Source organism: Acinetobacter sp. YH12140 (assembly GCF_013418475.1).
Taxonomy (GTDB): Bacteria; Pseudomonadota; Gammaproteobacteria; order Pseudomonadales; family Moraxellaceae; genus Acinetobacter; species Acinetobacter amyesii.
The window spans coordinates 16,997-35,211 of record NZ_VPBZ01000005.1 but is presented as its reverse complement, the minus strand read 5'-3'; the positions used below and the strand labels follow the sequence as shown (position 1 = coordinate 35,211).

Here is an 18,215-nt window from a genome sequence, read left to right as displayed (position 1 = left end):
CATTGTGCAACTTAAACTAAAAACCCATGTCTTTTACATGGGTTTTTATATTCTGCTTTTAACCAAGCTTTTATTTAAATCAAGGAACGAAATGTGCAGTTAAATTTTAATCATTGAAGACTTTAACTAACACCATACTGGCCATACATCCTTATTGCCAATTAGCATGTATTTCATAACATATACCTACTGATTTCTGATCAATATCTTCTATTTCTATTCAGACTGGTTATACAGCATGAATTATGTACTCCAACGATTGGGTTGAAATCAATCAATTGATTTAACAACCCAATCCAAAAACTTGTGCTTATCAAAAAAGTCTGGCGCAGCATTCGCAAATATACTTTTTTCTCTGTTGTTAAAGATTCCTTTGTAATAAAAAGACCTATCTGCGGAAAATTTTGAGTCATCCCCTTCATGCAATTCTCTAAAGAAGATCGATAACTGCATAAATCGACTTTTAGATGCTAAACTGTGTTTTTCTAATACAAAATTATAGATTTGCTCAATAATCGCTTTAGTATTTGAATAAGGCATTTTGTTGTCTCTTAATTTGATCACACTTTCAAATTACAGCTTTTAAATTAAAATACAACTATTTTGGTCGGATTTTAAATACCTATTTTTTATAAGTATTTTTATAATTAAACACCTTTAAGTGCTATTAATGAATCAACCTCTAAACATGAAGTTTTACTAAATTCTACTTCTGCGACTACATACATTTTCGTTATTCAAAGCTAAAACCGAAACAACAAAAGTGTAGTCTTAGCTAGAACTTCCAAATTATAAATAATCAGTTGAAGTGAAATGAGCCGTATTAGTATGTACAAAATACGAATTAACCAAGATTAAAATGTTAAAAGTTTTAGCTGAACAAGGAATTCACCTAGATGCATAACAAAATTTTAAAGTTTATAAGTTTTCTCATTTTTAGCAGTATTTTAACAACAGGATGTAAATCTTCACCGTCTCCTCAGCAAGAATTAGATGTACAGGCAAATTTTTTCCCGTCTATGTTGAGAATTGATGGAAATCTCTTTGCCTTAGCTAATCAAACACCTCCTAATGATTTAACTATGGAATTATTTAAATCAACACTACTCAATGCAACTATGCTGAGAAAATAAGAAGTTGAAGCTAAAAATAATTTTAGTTTAGAAAAAAATAGAAATCCAATTGAGCTGAATTCAATGTGTTTGATGACTAAATTTCTTCTAAATAAATCATATATTCAAAAAGCTAATCTCAATCCTGAATTTTATGAAGATATTTATAGTTGGATTAAAACAAAGAATAATTCTTGGGAAAACTTACTTAAAGAGACTAAACCCGGAGAGTTAGAGTATTCATGTGTGATTTCTCCTTCAAATATCCCTAATTAAGATGCGTCATCGAACCACAAAGCCGCTCAATGCGGCTTTTGTTATTTTAGTGGTTTGGGAATAGTGGATAATATTGTGAGTAACACCACTAAATTCAATTGATTTTAGGGAATCATAAACTCCGTTTAGACATCTATCACATCAGCAAAGTTTGCACCCAAAACTTTTGCTAAATCCTCGGGTTTTAAACCAATATCCAAACCACGCTTACCACCACTCACATAGATTTTAGCTAAGTGCTGCGCAGAAGCATCGATCACAGTTTTTAAGCGTTTTTTCTGTCCAACTGGACTAATACCACCTACCAAATAACCGGTTAAACGCTCTGCATCCTTTGGGTCTGCCATTTTTAGTTTTTTACAGCCAAATGCTGTGGCCACTTTTTTCAAATTCAGCTGATATTCCACTGGCAATACGGCAACAAAGTAATTTTTATCGTCCGTAACCATCAAGGTTTTAAACACTTCTTCGACAGTTAAACCAAGTTTTTCCGCAGCTTCTAAACCAAAACTTTTTGCTTCTGGGTCATGGTCATATTCATGAATTGTAAAGTCGATTTTATTAGATTTTAAGAGTTTACATGCAGGTGTCATTGCTTTTTCGTCATTCCATTCGGACAACTAGGAAAACTCGATTATAAGCCTATTCTAGAAAGACCGGCGAACACTTTTATATTTTTCATGAACATGACTTGTGCAATAAGTTTGAGTTGAATACATTTAAATAAAGCAAAAATTTCAAAAAAATATGACAACGCTGACTCAAGACCTCATCCAATTATTATCTGTAGTGCCCAAAGATCAGGGCTACTTTTTGGCACAGAGCAAACCTCTGTTTGGTGACCATATTTTTGGTGGGCAATTACTTGCTCAGAGCATAATCAGTGCATCCTTTACCTGTACACTCCCACTCCACTCTTTACATGCCAACTTTATTTCTGCGGGTCTTGCAAATCAGCCTGTATTATTTAAAGTCGAAAATTTACGTGATAGTCATAGTTTTTCTACACGACAAGTGACCGCAATACAGCATGGCAAACCAATATATATGGTGATGTTGTCCTATATGAATAACGAAATGGGTATGGAGTATCAAATACCTGAACCAGATCTGATCCCACAGTTTCCACCAAGTATGCTCAAAGAGGAGCAATTCTATAAATCGCAAATCCAATCATCTATTTCACCTGAATATCTGGCCACATTTTTACAGCCTTTTCAGCTTATATCTAAACCAATTGAATACGTGCTGACAGATTTTCCACCGTCCAATCAAGCTTCTGTCTTAAATCAAAATCAATATGCAGAATATTTAAAACTCCATGATGCCTTGGATGCACAATTTGACCAACTTCATATACATCAGGCCATTGCAGCATACTATTCAGACTATAATTTATATTCTGCGGCGCTCAAAACACATGGTTTAAATTATCTGTCTCCTGAACTCATCGCAACTAGTCTTGATCATTCGATGTATTTTCATCATACCTTTAGGGTAGATAATTGGGTATTCTATGACATGAATACTACCCGAACCTCTCAATCACGTGGGCTTACTCATGGGCAAATGTGGCAAGATGGAAAATTAGTCGCAAGTACTACACAAGAAAATTTAATGCGTTATACAGGCGAATCGTGAGGCCTGTGACAATCTTTAACATTCAAATTCTTGTTAAGTTAAGCATCAAGCGTATAAAATTCATGCAAATCATACCGCTATAACAATAATATGCCTTCGATCTACCAACTTAAACCTGCATTTCAAAACCTGCTTCGACCTTTGGTTAAATCACTTCATCATCTTGGTATTACAGCAAATCAAGTAACACTACTAGCAATGTTCATTTCGCTAGCTGTGGCATTTTTTATTTATATCTATTTCTCTCACAACGGTATTGGCATTTTACTGTTGATTTTCCCCGTGTGGATGCTTATTCGAATGGGCTTCAATGCCATAGATGGCATGCTGGCACGTGAGTTCAACCAACAATCCAAACTCGGTGCTTTTTATAATGAATTATGTGATGTGATTTCTGACTCAGCACTCTATTTTAGTTTAATTTGTTTTGCTTTTATTCAAGCCGAACTGCTAATTTTGACCTGTTTTCTCGCCATACTTGCTGAATATACAGGTGTGATGGCGCCATTAGTGGGTCAAGAACGTCGCTACGATGGTCCAATGGGAAAAAGTGACCGTGCTTTTGTATTTAGCATCATCTGTATCGTGATCGTGACTTCTTCTATATTTAACTTCGGTTTAAATACATTGTCTCTTATTTGCAATAGTATTTTGATTATTATCATCTTTTTATTATTTATCACGATTTATAACCGCATTAAAAATAGCATTATCAACCCACAATAAATTTCAGTTTAGATCGTCAGTCGATTTATTATTTTGAGAACAACACAATGTATAACAATACTCAGCATACCTTTACGAGCCATGATGGAACATCCTTGTTTTATCAACATTGGGAAAATAGCAGTTTAAAAAGCAACCGTAAGAAAAAAGCGGTGATCTTATTTCATCGTGGCCATGAACATTCGGGACGAATGGCGCATTTGGTCAATGAATTGAATTTGCCTGATTTTGATTTTTTCGCTTGGGATGCGCGAGGCCATGGCAATACTCCTGGTGAACGAGGAGATGCACCGAGCTTTTCTGCATGCGTTCAAGACATTCAATATTTTGTTCAGCATATAGAACAAAATTACCAAATTCGATCAGAGAATATAGCAATTGTAGCTCAAAGCGTTGGCGCTGTTTTAGCCGCGACATGGGTGCATGATTATGCCCCTAAAATCCGTGCTTTATGCCTTGCATCGCCTGCATTTAACATCAAACTCTATGTGCCTTTTGCAAAACCCGGCTTAACACTCCTCAACAAATTCGCTGGCAACTTTTTTATTAATAGTTATGTCAAAGCCAAAATGCTGACCCACGATACTGCACGTGCACAGAGTTATAACACTGACCCACAGATCGCTCGGGCCATATCAGTCCGGATGCTGCTGGGTCTATATGCAGCCTCAGATCGAATCGTTAAAGATGCACAAAATATTTTTGTTCCTACACAGATTTTATGTTCAGGATCTGACTTCGTGGTGCATCAAAAACCACAATTGGCGTTTTATCAAAAACTCCCACATCCAATGAAGGAATTTCACGTCTTAGACGGTTTTTATCATGATACTTTGGGTGAAAAACATCGAAAAATCGCCACAGATAAAATCCATCGCTTTATTCAACAATGTTTTAAACAACCCTATTCCGCACCTAAACTTTTAGATGCAGATAAAATTGGCCCAAGCTGTGCCGTTGCAGAAACATTAAGTTCAACGATTCCAAAACACTCTTTAAAACATGCATTTTGGAGCTTAACAAAACAAAATCTTAAAATTGGTAGTCTCTTTTCTAAAGGTTTAAAAATTGGTGAAGAGACAGGATATGACTCTGGCAGCACCTTAGATTTTGTCTACAGAGATCAATCAGAAAGCCAAAACGCACTGGGTAAAATCATCGATCGACAATATTTAAATGCAATTGGTTGGCGTGGTATTCGCGTTAGAAAACAAAATATTGAAGCGCTATTAACGAAATATGCTTCTAAGTTAAATGATGCCCAACACGCGGTACGGATTATGGATATTGCAGCAGGCCATGGCCGATATATTTTAGATGCTGTACAAAAACTGCCTGAGCAGCCTGAATCTATTCTGCTTAGAGACTATAGCTCGATCAATGTACAAGCGGGTCAAGCAATGATTGAGCAAAGAGGTTTAAGCCAGATTGCCAAGTTTGTAGAAGCGGATGCCTTTGATACCACTTCTTTAGCCAGTGTTGAACCTAAACCTACTCTAGCCGTGGTCTCAGGTTTATACGAATTATTTAGTGATAATGATTTACTTAGACAGTCCTTATCAGGCTTGAGTCAGGCCATTGAGAAAGATGGTTATCTTATCTACACAGGTCAAATTTGGCATCCGCAACAAGAGTTTATCGCCCGTGCCCTGACCTCACATCGCCAAGGAGATGCATGGGTCATGCGTTTGCGCTCACAAGCAGAAATGGATGCCTTGGTTGAGCAAGCCGGTTTCAAGAAAGTCGATCAAGTCATTGATGAGTTTGGTATTTTCACAGTTTCCGTTGCACAAAAAATTTAAGCTTGGATGGTCAATCTTATGCATAAACTGGATCCGGAAACAGGAACTTGGAAATACGGCCTACTGTGTTTGGCATTTCTGGCACCTTTTTTCTTCTTAAGTTATGGTTTTGCCAACCAATACGCTGCGGGTTTAGCGTCTGTACCTGTTATCGTCTTTGAATGGGAAAAATATATTCCACTTTGGCCATGGAGTATTGTGCCTTATTGGTCGATTGATCTGTTCTATGGTTTGTCTTTATTACTTTGTTGGAATAAGTTTGAATTAAAACAACATGTCCTGCGACTATTTTCGGCACAAATCCTTTCAATCAGCTGCTTTTTAATTTTCCCGCTACGTTTTAGCTTTGAACGCCCCGAACTCACAGGTTTTTTCGGGTTGTGGTTTGATGTCTTGATGGGCTTTGATAAACCCTTCAATCAAGCACCTTCCCTGCACATTGTACTACTGGTGATACTTTGGGATTTTTACCGTCGGCATAGCACAGGCAAGCTGAAATATCTGGTAGATGGTTGGTCCTTTTTGATTGGTCTCTCAGTTCTAACCACTTGGCAGCACCATTTTATAGATATCCCAACGGGTTTATTGGTCGGTGCCTTATGTTTATGGTTATTCCCGATGGCTGGCTCTGCGCCATGGGTTCAAAATAAACAAAGTCGGCTAAGCTTAAAGCACATTAAAATCGGCATCCTTTATCTGTTTGCTGCCTTATTGTGTAGCGCAATCGCACATGCAAAAGGCTGGTGGCTTTGGCTGCTCTATCCTGCAAGCAGTCTGCTTTTAGTTTCGTTTGCATATTTATTCAATCGACCCCATTTTTTTCAAAAACTCAGTCATGGTGATATGACCATTGCTGCAAAAATATTGTTTGCGCCTTACTTTGTATTTGCTTGGATCAATAGCCGAATCTGGACCTATCGCCATCCTGAAGATTCTAAAATCATCAAAATCAATCAGAGTTATATTTATTTAGGTCGCTATCCGTCCAAACAGGTCTTGCAACAATATGATGCTTTACTCGATTGTTGTGCAGAATTGCCCACTTATCCAAAGTGCTCCTATGCTCAAACCTTGAGTTTAGACCTGATTCCTTTACAGGCCAATCAGCTGCATCATGCTGTAGAGTCTTTAGAACTATTATTGAACTCTAAAAAAAGTGATGAAGCACAAAACATCTTGGTCTTCTGTGCTTTGGGATATTCACGAAGTAGTGCTGTAGTTGCCGCATTATTATTGAAACAACATCCTGAATATTCAGTCGAAGATGTTTTACGGATTATTCGCCATAACCGTCCGTGGGTCGTGCTTAAAGCACCGCAAATAAAACATTTAAATACTTATCGTTTAAAACTTAAAGGACTTGCACCATGAATTTACAACTTGTGGTGCTGTCAAAGTTGTTGCAATCCACCACTGGATTGCTCATCTCAGCTTATGTGGCAGCCATTTTCACGCTCTGGCTCATCATCCAGTTTGGCAATGTAATGCTATTCGATTTGCTATATGTATTGATTTGTCTAGTTTTGCTCGGAATACAACATTATTTAAGCTTGAGAATCAAATTTGATTCGGCACTTTTAGCCACTGTCGCTGAATGCAGCCAAACCCAAAGCCTAGAACAAACCACCAAAGAGCTGGACTTAAGTTTAATTAACCTAAAATTAATGCCTGCAAATAAATGTGGCCGCGCATGGGAACTACGTGAGTTAGGTTGTCTGGCTTTATTTAAATGGCAGATCTTTGTGCTTTGCTTGCAATACATCGCATTCATCTGCATATTTTTACTGTATAAATAATTCACAATAATTTGAAGCTATGCCAAATCCATTAGACACTTCAGGGAATGCTCACTCACCAATGAAAGGTAATTTTTTAAGCCGTTCAATTGCTCGCTATATTGCCTTTCTCACTCGTCGTGGTGCGCGGCTGCTCACGGGTGCGCGGAGTCTCTGGGTCGGGTGCAAACCGGTTATGAAACAGCGTATTTATTATGCAAATCATAATAGCCATATCGATTTTATTTTGCTTTGGTCATCACTGCCGACAGATCTCAGACGAAAGACGCGTCCTGTAGCTGCTTCGGATTATTGGTTAAAAGATGGCTTTCGACGTTTTCTCATTCAAGACACGTTTACTGGCGTCACTATTCAGCGAAATCGAGAGCAAAATCAAGATCCATTAGAACCGATCAAAACCGTTTTAGCGCAAGGTGACTCAATTATTTTCTTTCCTGAGGGTACTCGAAATTTAAATGATGACGTTGAATTATTAGCCTTTAAAAGCGGCTTATTTCATCTCAAAAATCAATTTCCTGATGTTGAAATCGTACCGGTATGGATCTCAAATTTAAAACGTGTCATGCCTAAAGGCGCGCTTATACCACTCCCCCTATTATCTACCGTTATTTTTGGCAAACCTTTAGAAGCCCATAATGAACACAGTAAAACTGAGTTTTTAAACTACGCTCAGGAAGAATTACTCAAATTAAAAGCATTGGAGTATCAATAATGGAATTCACCAATGCGCAAATGACCTATGTATTGTTCAGTATCTTTGCAGTTATTTTGATTATTGCCTCAACCATTGGATCAATACTAAAATTTAAAGCGGGTTATGCACCAGCACCGGTCATCGACAATTTAAATGCGCGGATCAATGCATGGTGGGTCATGTTGTTGGTACTTGGTGTAGCAATTTCATTAGGCAAAATTGCCTTTGTGATCCTGTTTGCGTTGATTTCACTCTTTGCTTTACGTGAATTTATCAGTTTACTCCCAACCCGTCGCGGTGATTATCTTCCGTTGCTGATCGCTTTTTATTTTGTCATCCCTTACCAGTATTACTTGGTGTATATCGACTGGTACGGGCTATATTCTATTTTTATTCCGCTGTATGTATTTCTTCTTATCCCTATCGCTACACTCAAAGCCGAAGATACCACGCGATTTTTAGAGCGCAGTTCAAAAATTCAATGGGGTCTGATGATCAGCGTATTCTGTATTTCGCATGTGCCTGCGCTATTAAATCTTAAACTTCCCGGATTTGAAGGTGAAAAAATTTGGCTAGCGATCTGGCTGATCATGGTGGTACAAGCCTCCGATGTCTTACAATATGTCTGTGGCAAGCTATTTGGAAAACATAAAGTCGCACCGATACTTTCACCATCTAAGACCGTTGAGGGTTTAATCGGAGGCATTGCTTTAGCCACTGCACTAGGTGTTGCTATGTCATGGCTTACACCCTTTAGCTATCTACAGGCTGCATGTATTGGTTTTATTGTTTGTATATTCGGTTTCTTTGGTGGTCTTGTCATGTCAGCCATTAAACGCGATCGTGGTGTAAAAGATTGGGGACAACTCATCCAAGGCCATGGTGGCATGCTCGACCGAATTGATTCAATCTGCTTTTCTGCACCGATTTTTTTCCACATTTTGCGCTATTGGTGGTCTTAAGAAGTGACTAAGTTTCAAATAGAAAATTTGGGATTTTAAATGATGTTACGCATGTAGAATTAATTTCACATTTTAAAAATGATTTTTAAGTCAATGCGACGGTGTCTTACATCTAAGGATTGAATAAAGGTATTAGCCTTCGGCTGGAGATACTCTTACGAAACGTTGTTTCTCATTCGGCAAAATGAGAAGCGAAGCTTCGAAAGGAAACCATCTTGCGGTGCAATTCACCTCACCGACAAAACTCGTTCACTAACGTCTAATTATTCAATGAATCGCAGAAACATTTTTGATTACAATAAGTCTTGTCTCAAACAATTGCGGATGATGTTGCCGTGTATCATTCTTTTATTTGAATCAACGTGCGCTTCTGATGTTACTGCGTAGCATCGGTTAATAATACACACAATAAAAAAATCCCAAACAAACAAGCTTGGGATTCTTCTCATCAGGTATTCGATTTAAACGACTGAAATTGCAAACTTTTTAAAAATACTTGCACGACGTTTAGGATGAATATTGGCTTTAGTTAAATCGCCTTGGTAGTGATCATAGACACGTTTATCCATCATATAAAACCAAATAGAGGGTACTAAAGCAGGAATTAGCATAGTGGCATAGCCGCTAGGCAACTCTGGCGCCTCATCAAAATGTCTTAAAGCCTGAAATGGGCGAGTCGGATATGCATGATGGTCTGAATGTCGCTGTAATTGATACAAAAATAGATTGGTCACAATATTATTGTTATTCCAACTATGTTCAGGCATGGTTCGCGCATAACTTCCATCCGATTTTTGCTCACGCTTCAGGCCATAATGTTCAATATAATTAATAATTTCAAAAAGGCTGATTCCATAAAAGGCCTGTGTAACTAAATACGGTGTCACGCCTTTACCAAACATTTTCAGCATCGAGGCATGAAAACCTGCACTCATCGCCCAACCATGAAACAGTTCATTTTCCTTCGAAAAGAAACTTAAACCTTTACGTTTTAAACGTTGTTTCTCAATCTGCACCGCCGATTTAATTCCACCAAATACAGTGCGTGGCCAAAACTCATAAAAAGTTTCGCCCATTTTTGAAGATGCAGGATCTTCAGGCGTTGCCGCACGTTTATGGTGCCCATAAGGATGTTCAATGCGGAAATGGCTATAACCTAATGGTGCGAGAGTCGCATGTGCCCAATAATGGTCTTTTTTATGTGGTCGATGGCAGAGTTCATGAGCTGTATTTACGCCAACACCATTGATGGCACCCATCGAAATCCCAAGTAGAACTTGATCTAATATTGAAACATCTTTACGGGTAACCACATAGCCAGCAAAAGCATTCGCTGCCATTTGCAGTGGAATAAATAGTTTGACGATCCGATCATAATAAGGATCATTCACTAAAACTCTGATGTCATCATCTGTCGGGTTATTGGCATCATCACCGATCAGTGCATCCAGTGCAGGAATAATGACATGCAGTAGAAGCGGCCCGCCCATGGCAAATAGTTTTTTTGTCGGTTTGGGACCAAAATGATAACCCGCCAAAATCCCCATACCAATGACTGGTAAACCTGGACTCAATAGCCAACCATAACGTTTTTTATCTAAAACACTACCGATTTTGCTTTCTAACTGAGCGAGCTGCTGTTCATTTAATTTTACTGGTGCATTCATGCGCTAGACTTCCCTAATTACTTCTTCTGTGTTTATATTCGTAAAATATGGGCAGCCAGAACAGTTTTAAGCGTCCAAAAAAACTATGCGATCGTCTTTGGCATTTAAGGATAAATGTTGACCTTTCAACACATAGTGACCATCTATAAATAGAAAATTAATATGAGTAAATATTTGAAATATGGATGCTTTAAGTAAAATTTTTGATGATATTCATCTCCACCGATCTGAATATATTTATTTGAGATCAAAGCATCCTTGGGCTTTTCATTTTCAAGATCACAATGCCATGGTTGCGTATGTAGTGATTCAAGGTCAGTGTGTTGTACATATAGATCAAGAGCAGGTCTTACTCGAAGCTGGCGATCTTTGCCTTATTCCCTCAGGGCAAAATCATTACTGCAAATCTATACAGTCTGATGTCTTGGTCGAATCAATAAACATCACACCACTGTTTCAAGAGCAACGAAATAAAACCATTGAATTAAATTCTGCCGAATCTCATAAAGCAGAGGAATTATTTGTACTCGCGATCCGTGGGCATGTCGAAAGTATTATGGCAAAGCCCTTAGTGAATGCACTCCCCACGCTATTGCATACACCACACATCATGAGCAGTACCGCACCTGAATGGTTGCAAATTGGCTTACATTTTCTGGCCGTTGAAGCACATCAGATCCGTCCAGGCCGCGACAAAATTTTGGATCATTTGGTGAGTATTTTATTTATCGAATGTGTGCGTGATTATATTGCAGCCTTGTCAGATTCAAGCAGTTGGTTGCATGCCTTAAGTCATCCTGAATTATCCAACGCTTTAGCCGCGATTCATGAGCAACCACAGCATGCTTGGACCGTCGAAAGTTTGGCAGAACAATGTTGCATGTCACGTTCTAAATTTGCCAGTTTATTCACTCAAATGCTCGGTGAATCTCCACTCGCCTATTTGCAGCAACATCGTTTGCGACTAGCAACACAGCACTTACAAATGGGGCAACTGACTATTCAGCAAATTGCCCATCGTATCGGTTACTCATCTGAAACGGCATTTAGCCAAACTTTTAAAAAGTTTTATGATCTAACACCGAGCCAGTATCGACAGCAGCATCAACTCGCAAAAACTGAGTCACCTTAGAGGTTTATTTAACTGACGTTACGCACATAAAAGTAATTTTGCATTTTTAAAATGATTTTTAATTTTATTCGACGGAGTCTTACATCTAGGGATTGAATAAAGGGATTAGCCTTCGGCTGGAGGTACTCTTACGAAACGTTGTTTCTCATTCGGCAAAATGAGAAGCGAAGCTTCGCAAGGAAACCATCTTACGGTGCAATGCACCTCACCGACAAAACTCGTTCACTAGCGTCAAATTACTCAAAGTATCGCAAAAACTTTTTTGATTAGAAGTAGTCCTGCGTCGAACAGTTGCGGATGACGTTACCGTGTATCATACTTTTATTTAAATTAAATTACGCTCCTGATGTTACTGCGTAACATCAGTTATTTAATTTAAAAGCTTTAAAATCGCTTCCACAGGGTATTCACTGTTGCCTGAAAGCAGTTGTTTATGCATGGTGATGTGCTGCATCACTTGAATTTGCGATTTTTCAACATCCATCAAGCTTTCAATTTCTGCTGCTAATTTTTCAGGCGTTGCATCATGTTGGATGAGTTCCTGAATCACCTTTTTGCCCGCAATAATATTTGGCAATGAATAATACGGAATTTTGATCAGCAATTTCACCACATGATAGGTCAGCCAATTTAACTTATAAAAGGTTACCATTGGGCGGTGTAAAAGCATCGCTTCTAAAGTCGCTGTACCCGAAGCCAAAGCGACAATATTCGATGCGTTCATAACCTGACGGCCAATTTTAGATTCGGTATCGGTGTTTTCCATCAAGCGAACTTTGGCTTGTAATGCTTCAGGGTACTGCTTGAGCAACAATTCGATTTGCTGTTTACGTGCATCATTAATTGCAGGAATCAGGAACACATAGTCTGGATGCTGCTCCGTCAAAATCTGTGCGGCAGACAGTACCAAAGGCCCCAAACGCTCAATTTCACCGCGACGGCTGCCCGGAAGTAATGCAATATGTTTTTGATGCTCATCTAAGCCTAACTCGTGTTTAGCCGCAACAAGTGGATTATCTAAAGGCAACTGACTTGCCAATGGGTGTCCGACAAATGCAGCCGGAACTTGCCATTTTTGGAAAAACGCTTTTTCGAAAGGAAATAAACAAAGGACTAAATCGATACTCGCCTTGATGCCATGTACACGGCCTTGTCGCCATGCCCACACAGAAGGGCTGACATATTGCACTGTTTTAATTGGTAGCTGTTTTTGCTTTAAGCTCTTAGATAAACGCAAATTAAAATCCGGTGCATCTATCCCTACAAAAACATCGACAGGGTTTTCAGTCCATTTTTCAACCAGACCATCACGTACAGCAAAGAGTTTTTTAATATCTTTTAAGACTTCAACAATCCCCATCACCGATAAAATATCCATCGGATAATAGCTGTTAAAGCCTTCTGCAATCATTTGCGGACCACCAATGCCTTCAAATTCCGCATCAATCCCTTGCTCTCGAAAACTACGGATAAGCTTGGCGCCTAATGTATCCCCCGATACTTCCCCAACCACGATGCCAATTTTAAGTTTCCGATTTTGCAAAAGTCTGTCCTTTTAACTCAATTTTCTTTAGCTATAGATTCTATACGAGTCCTTCGCAAAGTTAATAGATTTCCCAAAAAAAGCTGCACGTCTTTAATTCACCATTTTAGAAATATTCATCACTGCTACTTAGCTGCTGATTAAAATTTTTCCGCCAATGGTTCGGATTTGTGCCGTATTTATTCTTAAACATTTTACGAAATAGCACTGCGGTATTAAAACCAGAGGCTTCCGCAATTTTATCAATTGAGTAATCCGTCACTTCGAGCAATTCAGCCCCACATCGCAGTCTTTCATTATTTAACCATGTGACAATAGGCAGCCCTGTTGCATGTTTAAAATGTCTGGTCAGTGTCCTTCTACTCATATTGGAATAAACGGCAAGTTCTTCGATAGTGTGCGGTTTCGACAAATTATGCCGTAAATATTCGAGTAAACTATTGATCTCCGTATCGTAAGTCATCGTAGAAATCGGCTGTTCAATAAATTGCGCCTGTCCGCCCTCTCTATGGGTTGGAATCACCATCAATCTCGATATTTTATTGGCAATTTTTGCCCCGTAGATTTCCCCGACAATGTATAAACAACAATCTATCGCTGCCCCCGTACCTGCGGAAGTAATGATGCCTGCATCTTCAATATATAAAGCATCTTTATCTAAGTTCACACATGGAAATTTTTGCTTAAAATCGGCACTGCCAGCCCAATGTGTCGTGACCTGTTTGTGGTCAAGTAACCCAGCATACGCCAATGGATATGCGCCGTAGCACAGGCCTGCGATCTTGATTCCTTTTTCATGTACGCGTATTAACGCAAACCACATTTGAAGGCGTGAAGTTAACCAAAACTGGTGGACAGCACGGTACAGATGCAATGTATCGTGTCCCAGAACTGAAAAAAAGATTGGGTGAAGCCATGGGGATCATTTTTGAAGCCGCAGAACATGAAACCATTTATTTGGCGGGTGACACGATTTGGCGCCCTGAAGTGGATCAAGCTATTCAAAGCTTCCAACCTGATGTGATTATTTTGAATACAGGCAATGCCTTAGTCGATGGGTTTAAAGAGTCGATTATTATGGGCAAAGAAGACACCTTACGAGCTGTACAGCAAGCGCCGAAGGCTAAAATTGCGCAGTACATATGAACACCATTAACCACATGTCGTTAACGCGTGAACAACTGGCAGCATATGTTAAAGCTCAAAATATTCAGGATAAAGTGTTGATTCCTTTAGATGGCGAAACTTTATCTTTTTAAGGCATATTAGTCTTTTTAAAGCGTATGAGACTTTGCAGCAGTGGACTTTATGTACACTGTTGCATATATCGATAAATAACAAATCAAAAGCTTAGAATTGAAAACCTACAGTGCATTTAGGTATTGGATATCCACTTCAGATCTTCAAAGCCTTATATTCAAAATATACGATTTCACTGCAGCATAATCTCCATTTTAACTATTAACTACTTGAGAAAACCGTAATCAATAACTTAGCTTAGTAAAAATTCATTTATTTCAAAATTAAAATCATTCTTTATCTATTTTTTTCACAAGCAAATCACTAATCGAGACAACGACTTATATCAATTAGTCATAAGATATGCACGTTTTTTGATATTTGGCATTCAGCGATGGTCGGTCCTTTAGAGTTCATTCTGGCAGGTGTAATTGTAGGTTTCTGCGTAGGTATTACCGGTGTTGGCGGTGGTTCATTGATGACCCCGATCCTGATTAGCCTATATAAAATTGAACCCCACATTGCGATCGGTACAGACCTACTGTATGCCGCAATTTCAAAATTTTGTGGTTCTTTAGTCCATGCCCGTAAAATGAATATCGTTTGGACCATTGTCATTTGGCTTGCAGTCGGCAGTATCCCTGCGTCATTTGCGACCCATTGGGTACTTGAAAACTATTTAAGCCAATCGACACATTACAAAACCGTGTTAACCATGTTTTTGGGTTTTATGCTGACGATTACAGGGATCTCAATTATTTTCCGTGGTCATATCGAAAAATTCTTTAATAAATTTCGAAAAACTGATCAGTTGGATGATATGAGTGCTGATCTGGAGCGTATCAATTTCCAAGCTAAAAATAAGCGTGCATATATCATCATCATGGGCATTATTTTAGGCGTATTCGTTACCCTATCGTCTGTTGGTGCAGGTGCCTTCGGTATTATGGCTTTGGTACTTATGTTCCCTAATTTACCAATGATTCGTATTATCGGCTCTGACGTCGTACATGCCGTGCTTCTTACACTGGTTGCAGGCTTGGGTCATATGAGCTCAGGTAATGTCGATTTTCATTTATTGGGTTGGTTATTGGTGGGTTCTATTCCAGCGATTGTTGTCGGAACTTTGATCAGCTCACGTTTACCTGAAAAAGTTATTCGTAAAGTCTTAGGCATTACCTTGTTTGTTTTAGGCATGAATTTCATCATTAATCCAGTAAAATCAAAACCTGTCGAAAAACCAACAACTGCAATGTTGATCGCACCGACGGTGAATAGTCAGCAGGTTTAAATTAACTGCCCGATTCATCACTTTTTTTTCAGAGACTTATTGATCTTTTTTATAACATTTGAATGCTAAATTCATGTTATATTCGGCTCACGAAACAACCTTTTGTATAATCAAACCAGTGACGGCAATGAATACTTTACAGTCAAATTCTATTACCCAAAACGACATTGATGACGTGAATGTAAAAAGCATTCAGCCACTTGTTACTCCTGCAGAACTAAAAAAAGAGCTACCTCTGACTGAAACTGCCTATCAAACAGTCCTTAAGGGCCGTGAAACTGTACGTAATATTTTAGATGGAAATGACAAACGTCTTTTTGTTGTCATTGGTCCATGTTCAATTCACGACACAGTCGCTGCACATGATTATGCTGACCGTTTAAAAGTTTTAAGTGACAAAATCCAAGATACAATTTATGTCGTGATGCGTGTGTATTTTGAAAAACCACGTACCACTGTGGGTTGGAAAGGTCTAATTAATGACCCAGACATGAACGATTCTTTCAACATCGAAAAAGGCTTACGTATTGGTCGTAAACTTTTACTTGAATTGAATGAAAAAGGTTTGCCTTGTGCAACTGAAGCACTCGATCCAAACTCACCACAGTACTACCAAGATCTTATCTCTTGGTCAGCGATTGGTGCGCGTACCACTGAAAGCCAAACACATCGTGAAATGTCTTCTGGCCTTTCTTCACCAGTTGGCTTTAAAAATGGTACAGATGGCGGTTTAACCGTTGCGACCAATGCCATGCAATCTGTTAAACATGGTCATAGCTTCTTGGGCTTAAGTGACCAAGGTCAAGTTTCTGTTATTCGTACTAGTGGTAACCCATATGCACACGTTGTACTTCGTGGCGGTAACGGTAAACCAAACTACGACGCAGGTTCAGTTGCAGATGCTGAAGCGGCATTAGCCAAAGCAAAAGTTAGTGGCAAAATCATGATTGATACCAGTCATGCAAACTCAAACAAAGACCCGTACCTACAACCCCTTGTTCTGAAAAATATTACTGAACAAATCCTTGACGGAAACAAGTCAATCGTGGGTATTATGGTTGAAAGTCACTTAAAAGGTGGTCGTCAGGATATTCCTGCCAACCTCTGTGACCTCGAATATGGTAAATCAGTGACTGATGGCTGTATCGATTGGGATACGACTGAAAAAGTCTTGTTAGAGATGCATGAAGCACTTAAAGACGTGTTACCGACACGCTAAGTGAATGAAAAACGCCATCTTCGAGATGGCGTTTTACTTTGAAGGATTATTTGTCAGATGAATGAAATCGAAAATGCGTTAAGTCACATTGAAAACTTCCAATATATACATGAACACTTATTAACGTCCGGTCAACCATCTCCTTCTGAGCTTCAAACGATCAAAGAATATGGTGTTTCAACGGTTATCAATTTAGCACTGACCGATGCACCCAATCATATCGAGCATGAAGACCGCATTTGCCTAGATCTAGGCCTGAACTATATCCAAGTTCCGATCTCTTGGGATACCCCTTCAGATGATCAATGCCTTTTAGTACTCGATATGATTGACCATTTGGTTCAAGGTCAAACGGTTTGGCTACACTGTGCGAAAAACTTCCGTGTCAGCAGTTTGATGTATTTATATCGTCAATACTATATGGATGTTGATATGCCAAAGGCTCAAGATTTGATGCATCAAATTTGGGAACCCAATGAAACATGGACAGGTTTAATCCATGCGGTTGCCTTACAACTTCAAGGCCGTAAAGCAACTCAAGATTTACAACATGCACTGATCCATCCAGATCATTTTGCGTGAGAAATCAGTACTGTTGCAGTAGAAAGAATACCTTCTTGGCGACCAGTAAACCCTAATTTTTCGGTGGTGGTCGCTTTGATGCTAATTTGTGTAACTTCAACATCCATAACATTTGCGATACTTTGACGCATTTCTAAATTATGTTTTGCTAGTTTAGGGCGCTCACAAGCCACGGTAATATCAGCATTATTAAGTACATATCCACGATCTAAAATCATTTGGTAGACGTGTTTTAAAAGTACTCGACTATCGGCACCTTTAAATTTTGGATCTGTATCTGGAAAATGCTGACCAATATCTCCAAGTGCCAAAGCTCCTAATAATGCATCACAAAGCGCGTGCAGTACCACATCACCATCTGAATGTGCTTTGAGTCCATGTGTATGTGGAATTTGAACACCAGCAAGCGTTACAAAGTCACCTTCTTCAAATGCATGTACATCCATGCCCTGACCGATACGAATTTGAGCTATCATGCTTGAGTTCCTTGAGAAAATAATGATTGAAATCTTGTATTCACGCTTTCTATTTCG

Annotated in this window: 17 protein-coding genes and 2 pseudogenes; 13 read left to right on the top strand and 6 right to left on the bottom strand. The window is 38.9% G+C overall.

Annotated elements, in window-relative coordinates; genetic code table 11:
- Nucleotides 1-270: 270 nt before the first annotated feature.
- Nucleotides 271-540, bottom strand: coding sequence for a hypothetical protein (locus FTU75_RS07220; RefSeq protein WP_180115548.1), 270 nt, complete (start codon nt 538-540; stop codon nt 271-273).
- Between the two features lie 356 nt (nt 541-896).
- On the opposite strand from FTU75_RS07220, the gene FTU75_RS07215 reads away from it, so the two are divergent.
- Complete coding sequence (locus FTU75_RS07215) at nt 897-1,133, top strand: hypothetical protein (RefSeq protein ID WP_180115547.1); 237 nt, start codon at nt 897-899, stop codon at nt 1,131-1,133.
- Nucleotides 1,134-1,513: 380 nt separating this feature from the next.
- On the opposite strand, the gene ybaK is transcribed toward FTU75_RS07215, so the two are convergent.
- Complete coding sequence (ybaK, locus tag FTU75_RS07210) at nt 1,514-1,981, bottom strand: Cys-tRNA(Pro) deacylase (protein ID WP_180023982.1); 468 nt, start codon at nt 1,979-1,981, stop codon at nt 1,514-1,516.
- 154 nt (nt 1,982-2,135) lie between these two features.
- On the opposite strand from ybaK, the gene FTU75_RS07205 reads away from it, so the two are divergent.
- From FTU75_RS07205 to FTU75_RS07175, 7 genes are all read left to right on the top strand, one after another.
- Nucleotides 2,136-3,029 (top strand): acyl-CoA thioesterase II, encoded by an 894-nt coding sequence (locus FTU75_RS07205; protein WP_180115546.1) that lies wholly within the window; start codon nt 2,136-2,138, stop codon nt 3,027-3,029.
- Nucleotides 3,030-3,119: 90 nt separating this feature from the next.
- A complete protein-coding gene (locus tag FTU75_RS07200; RefSeq protein ID WP_180089935.1) occupies nt 3,120-3,755 on the top strand; it encodes a CDP-alcohol phosphatidyltransferase family protein in 636 nt (211 codons plus the stop codon).
- 47 nt (nt 3,756-3,802) lie between these two features.
- Complete coding sequence (locus FTU75_RS07195) at nt 3,803-5,557, top strand: bifunctional alpha/beta hydrolase/class I SAM-dependent methyltransferase (RefSeq protein ID WP_180115545.1); 1,755 nt, start codon at nt 3,803-3,805, stop codon at nt 5,555-5,557.
- Nucleotides 5,558-5,575: 18 nt separating this feature from the next.
- Nucleotides 5,576-6,928 carry a phosphatase PAP2/dual specificity phosphatase family protein gene (locus tag FTU75_RS07190; protein ID WP_373685850.1) on the top strand — a complete coding sequence of 451 codons (1,353 nt, stop codon included), beginning with the start codon at nt 5,576-5,578 and terminating at the stop codon, nt 6,926-6,928.
- Nucleotides 6,925-7,353 carry a hypothetical protein gene (locus FTU75_RS07185; RefSeq protein ID WP_180115543.1) on the top strand — a complete coding sequence of 143 codons (429 nt, stop codon included), beginning with the start codon at nt 6,925-6,927 and terminating at the stop codon, nt 7,351-7,353. The genes FTU75_RS07190 and FTU75_RS07185 overlap by 4 nt, the downstream gene beginning before the upstream one ends.
- A 61-nt stretch (nt 7,354-7,414) precedes the next feature.
- The gene (locus FTU75_RS07180; RefSeq protein WP_180115808.1) at nt 7,415-8,065 is read left to right on the top strand and encodes a 1-acyl-sn-glycerol-3-phosphate acyltransferase; all 651 of its coding nucleotides are present in this window, start codon (nt 7,415-7,417) and stop codon (nt 8,063-8,065) included.
- Complete coding sequence (locus FTU75_RS07175; RefSeq protein ID WP_180115542.1) at nt 8,065-9,009, top strand: phosphatidate cytidylyltransferase; 945 nt, start codon at nt 8,065-8,067, stop codon at nt 9,007-9,009. The genes FTU75_RS07180 and FTU75_RS07175 overlap by 1 nt, the downstream gene beginning before the upstream one ends.
- Before the next feature lie 461 nt (nt 9,010-9,470).
- On the opposite strand, the gene FTU75_RS07170 is transcribed toward FTU75_RS07175, so the two are convergent.
- Complete coding sequence (locus FTU75_RS07170; protein WP_180115541.1) at nt 9,471-10,676, bottom strand: alkane 1-monooxygenase; 1,206 nt, start codon at nt 10,674-10,676, stop codon at nt 9,471-9,473.
- Nucleotides 10,677-10,857: 181 nt separating this feature from the next.
- Between FTU75_RS07170 and FTU75_RS07165 the strand changes: the two genes are divergently transcribed.
- Nucleotides 10,858-11,808, top strand: a complete 951-nt coding sequence (locus tag FTU75_RS07165; protein WP_180115540.1) for an AraC family transcriptional regulator — start codon at nt 10,858-10,860, stop codon at nt 11,806-11,808.
- Nucleotides 11,809-12,178: 370 nt separating this feature from the next.
- On the opposite strand, the gene lpxB is transcribed toward FTU75_RS07165, so the two are convergent.
- The gene (gene lpxB, locus FTU75_RS07160; protein ID WP_180115539.1) at nt 12,179-13,351 is read right to left on the bottom strand and encodes a lipid-A-disaccharide synthase; all 1,173 of its coding nucleotides are present in this window, start codon (nt 13,349-13,351) and stop codon (nt 12,179-12,181) included.
- A 106-nt stretch (nt 13,352-13,457) separates the two neighbouring features.
- Nucleotides 13,458-14,141 (bottom strand): annotated as a pseudogene (locus FTU75_RS07155) (GlxA family transcriptional regulator); the annotation flags it as partial.
- Nucleotides 14,142-14,149: 8 nt separating this feature from the next.
- On the opposite strand from FTU75_RS07155, the pseudogene FTU75_RS07150 reads away from it, so the two are divergent.
- From FTU75_RS07150 to FTU75_RS07135, 4 genes and pseudogenes are all read left to right on the top strand, one after another.
- A pseudogene (locus tag FTU75_RS07150) lies at nt 14,150-14,610 on the top strand (MBL fold metallo-hydrolase); the annotation flags it as partial.
- A 374-nt stretch (nt 14,611-14,984) separates the two neighbouring features.
- Nucleotides 14,985-15,881, top strand: coding sequence for a sulfite exporter TauE/SafE family protein (locus tag FTU75_RS07145; protein ID WP_078193863.1), 897 nt, complete (start codon nt 14,985-14,987; stop codon nt 15,879-15,881).
- A gap of 127 nt (nt 15,882-16,008) precedes the next feature.
- Nucleotides 16,009-17,100, top strand: a complete 1,092-nt coding sequence (locus FTU75_RS07140) for a 3-deoxy-7-phosphoheptulonate synthase (RefSeq protein ID WP_143221612.1) — start codon at nt 16,009-16,011, stop codon at nt 17,098-17,100.
- Nucleotides 17,101-17,157: 57 nt separating this feature from the next.
- Complete coding sequence (locus tag FTU75_RS07135; protein ID WP_180115537.1) at nt 17,158-17,682, top strand: protein tyrosine phosphatase family protein; 525 nt, start codon at nt 17,158-17,160, stop codon at nt 17,680-17,682.
- Here FTU75_RS07135 and ispF read toward each other — a convergent pair.
- The gene (gene ispF / locus FTU75_RS07130; protein WP_078193864.1) at nt 17,670-18,158 is read right to left on the bottom strand and encodes a 2-C-methyl-D-erythritol 2,4-cyclodiphosphate synthase; all 489 of its coding nucleotides are present in this window, start codon (nt 18,156-18,158) and stop codon (nt 17,670-17,672) included. The genes FTU75_RS07135 and ispF overlap by 13 nt on opposite strands.
- Nucleotides 18,159-18,215: the final 57 nt, after the last annotated feature.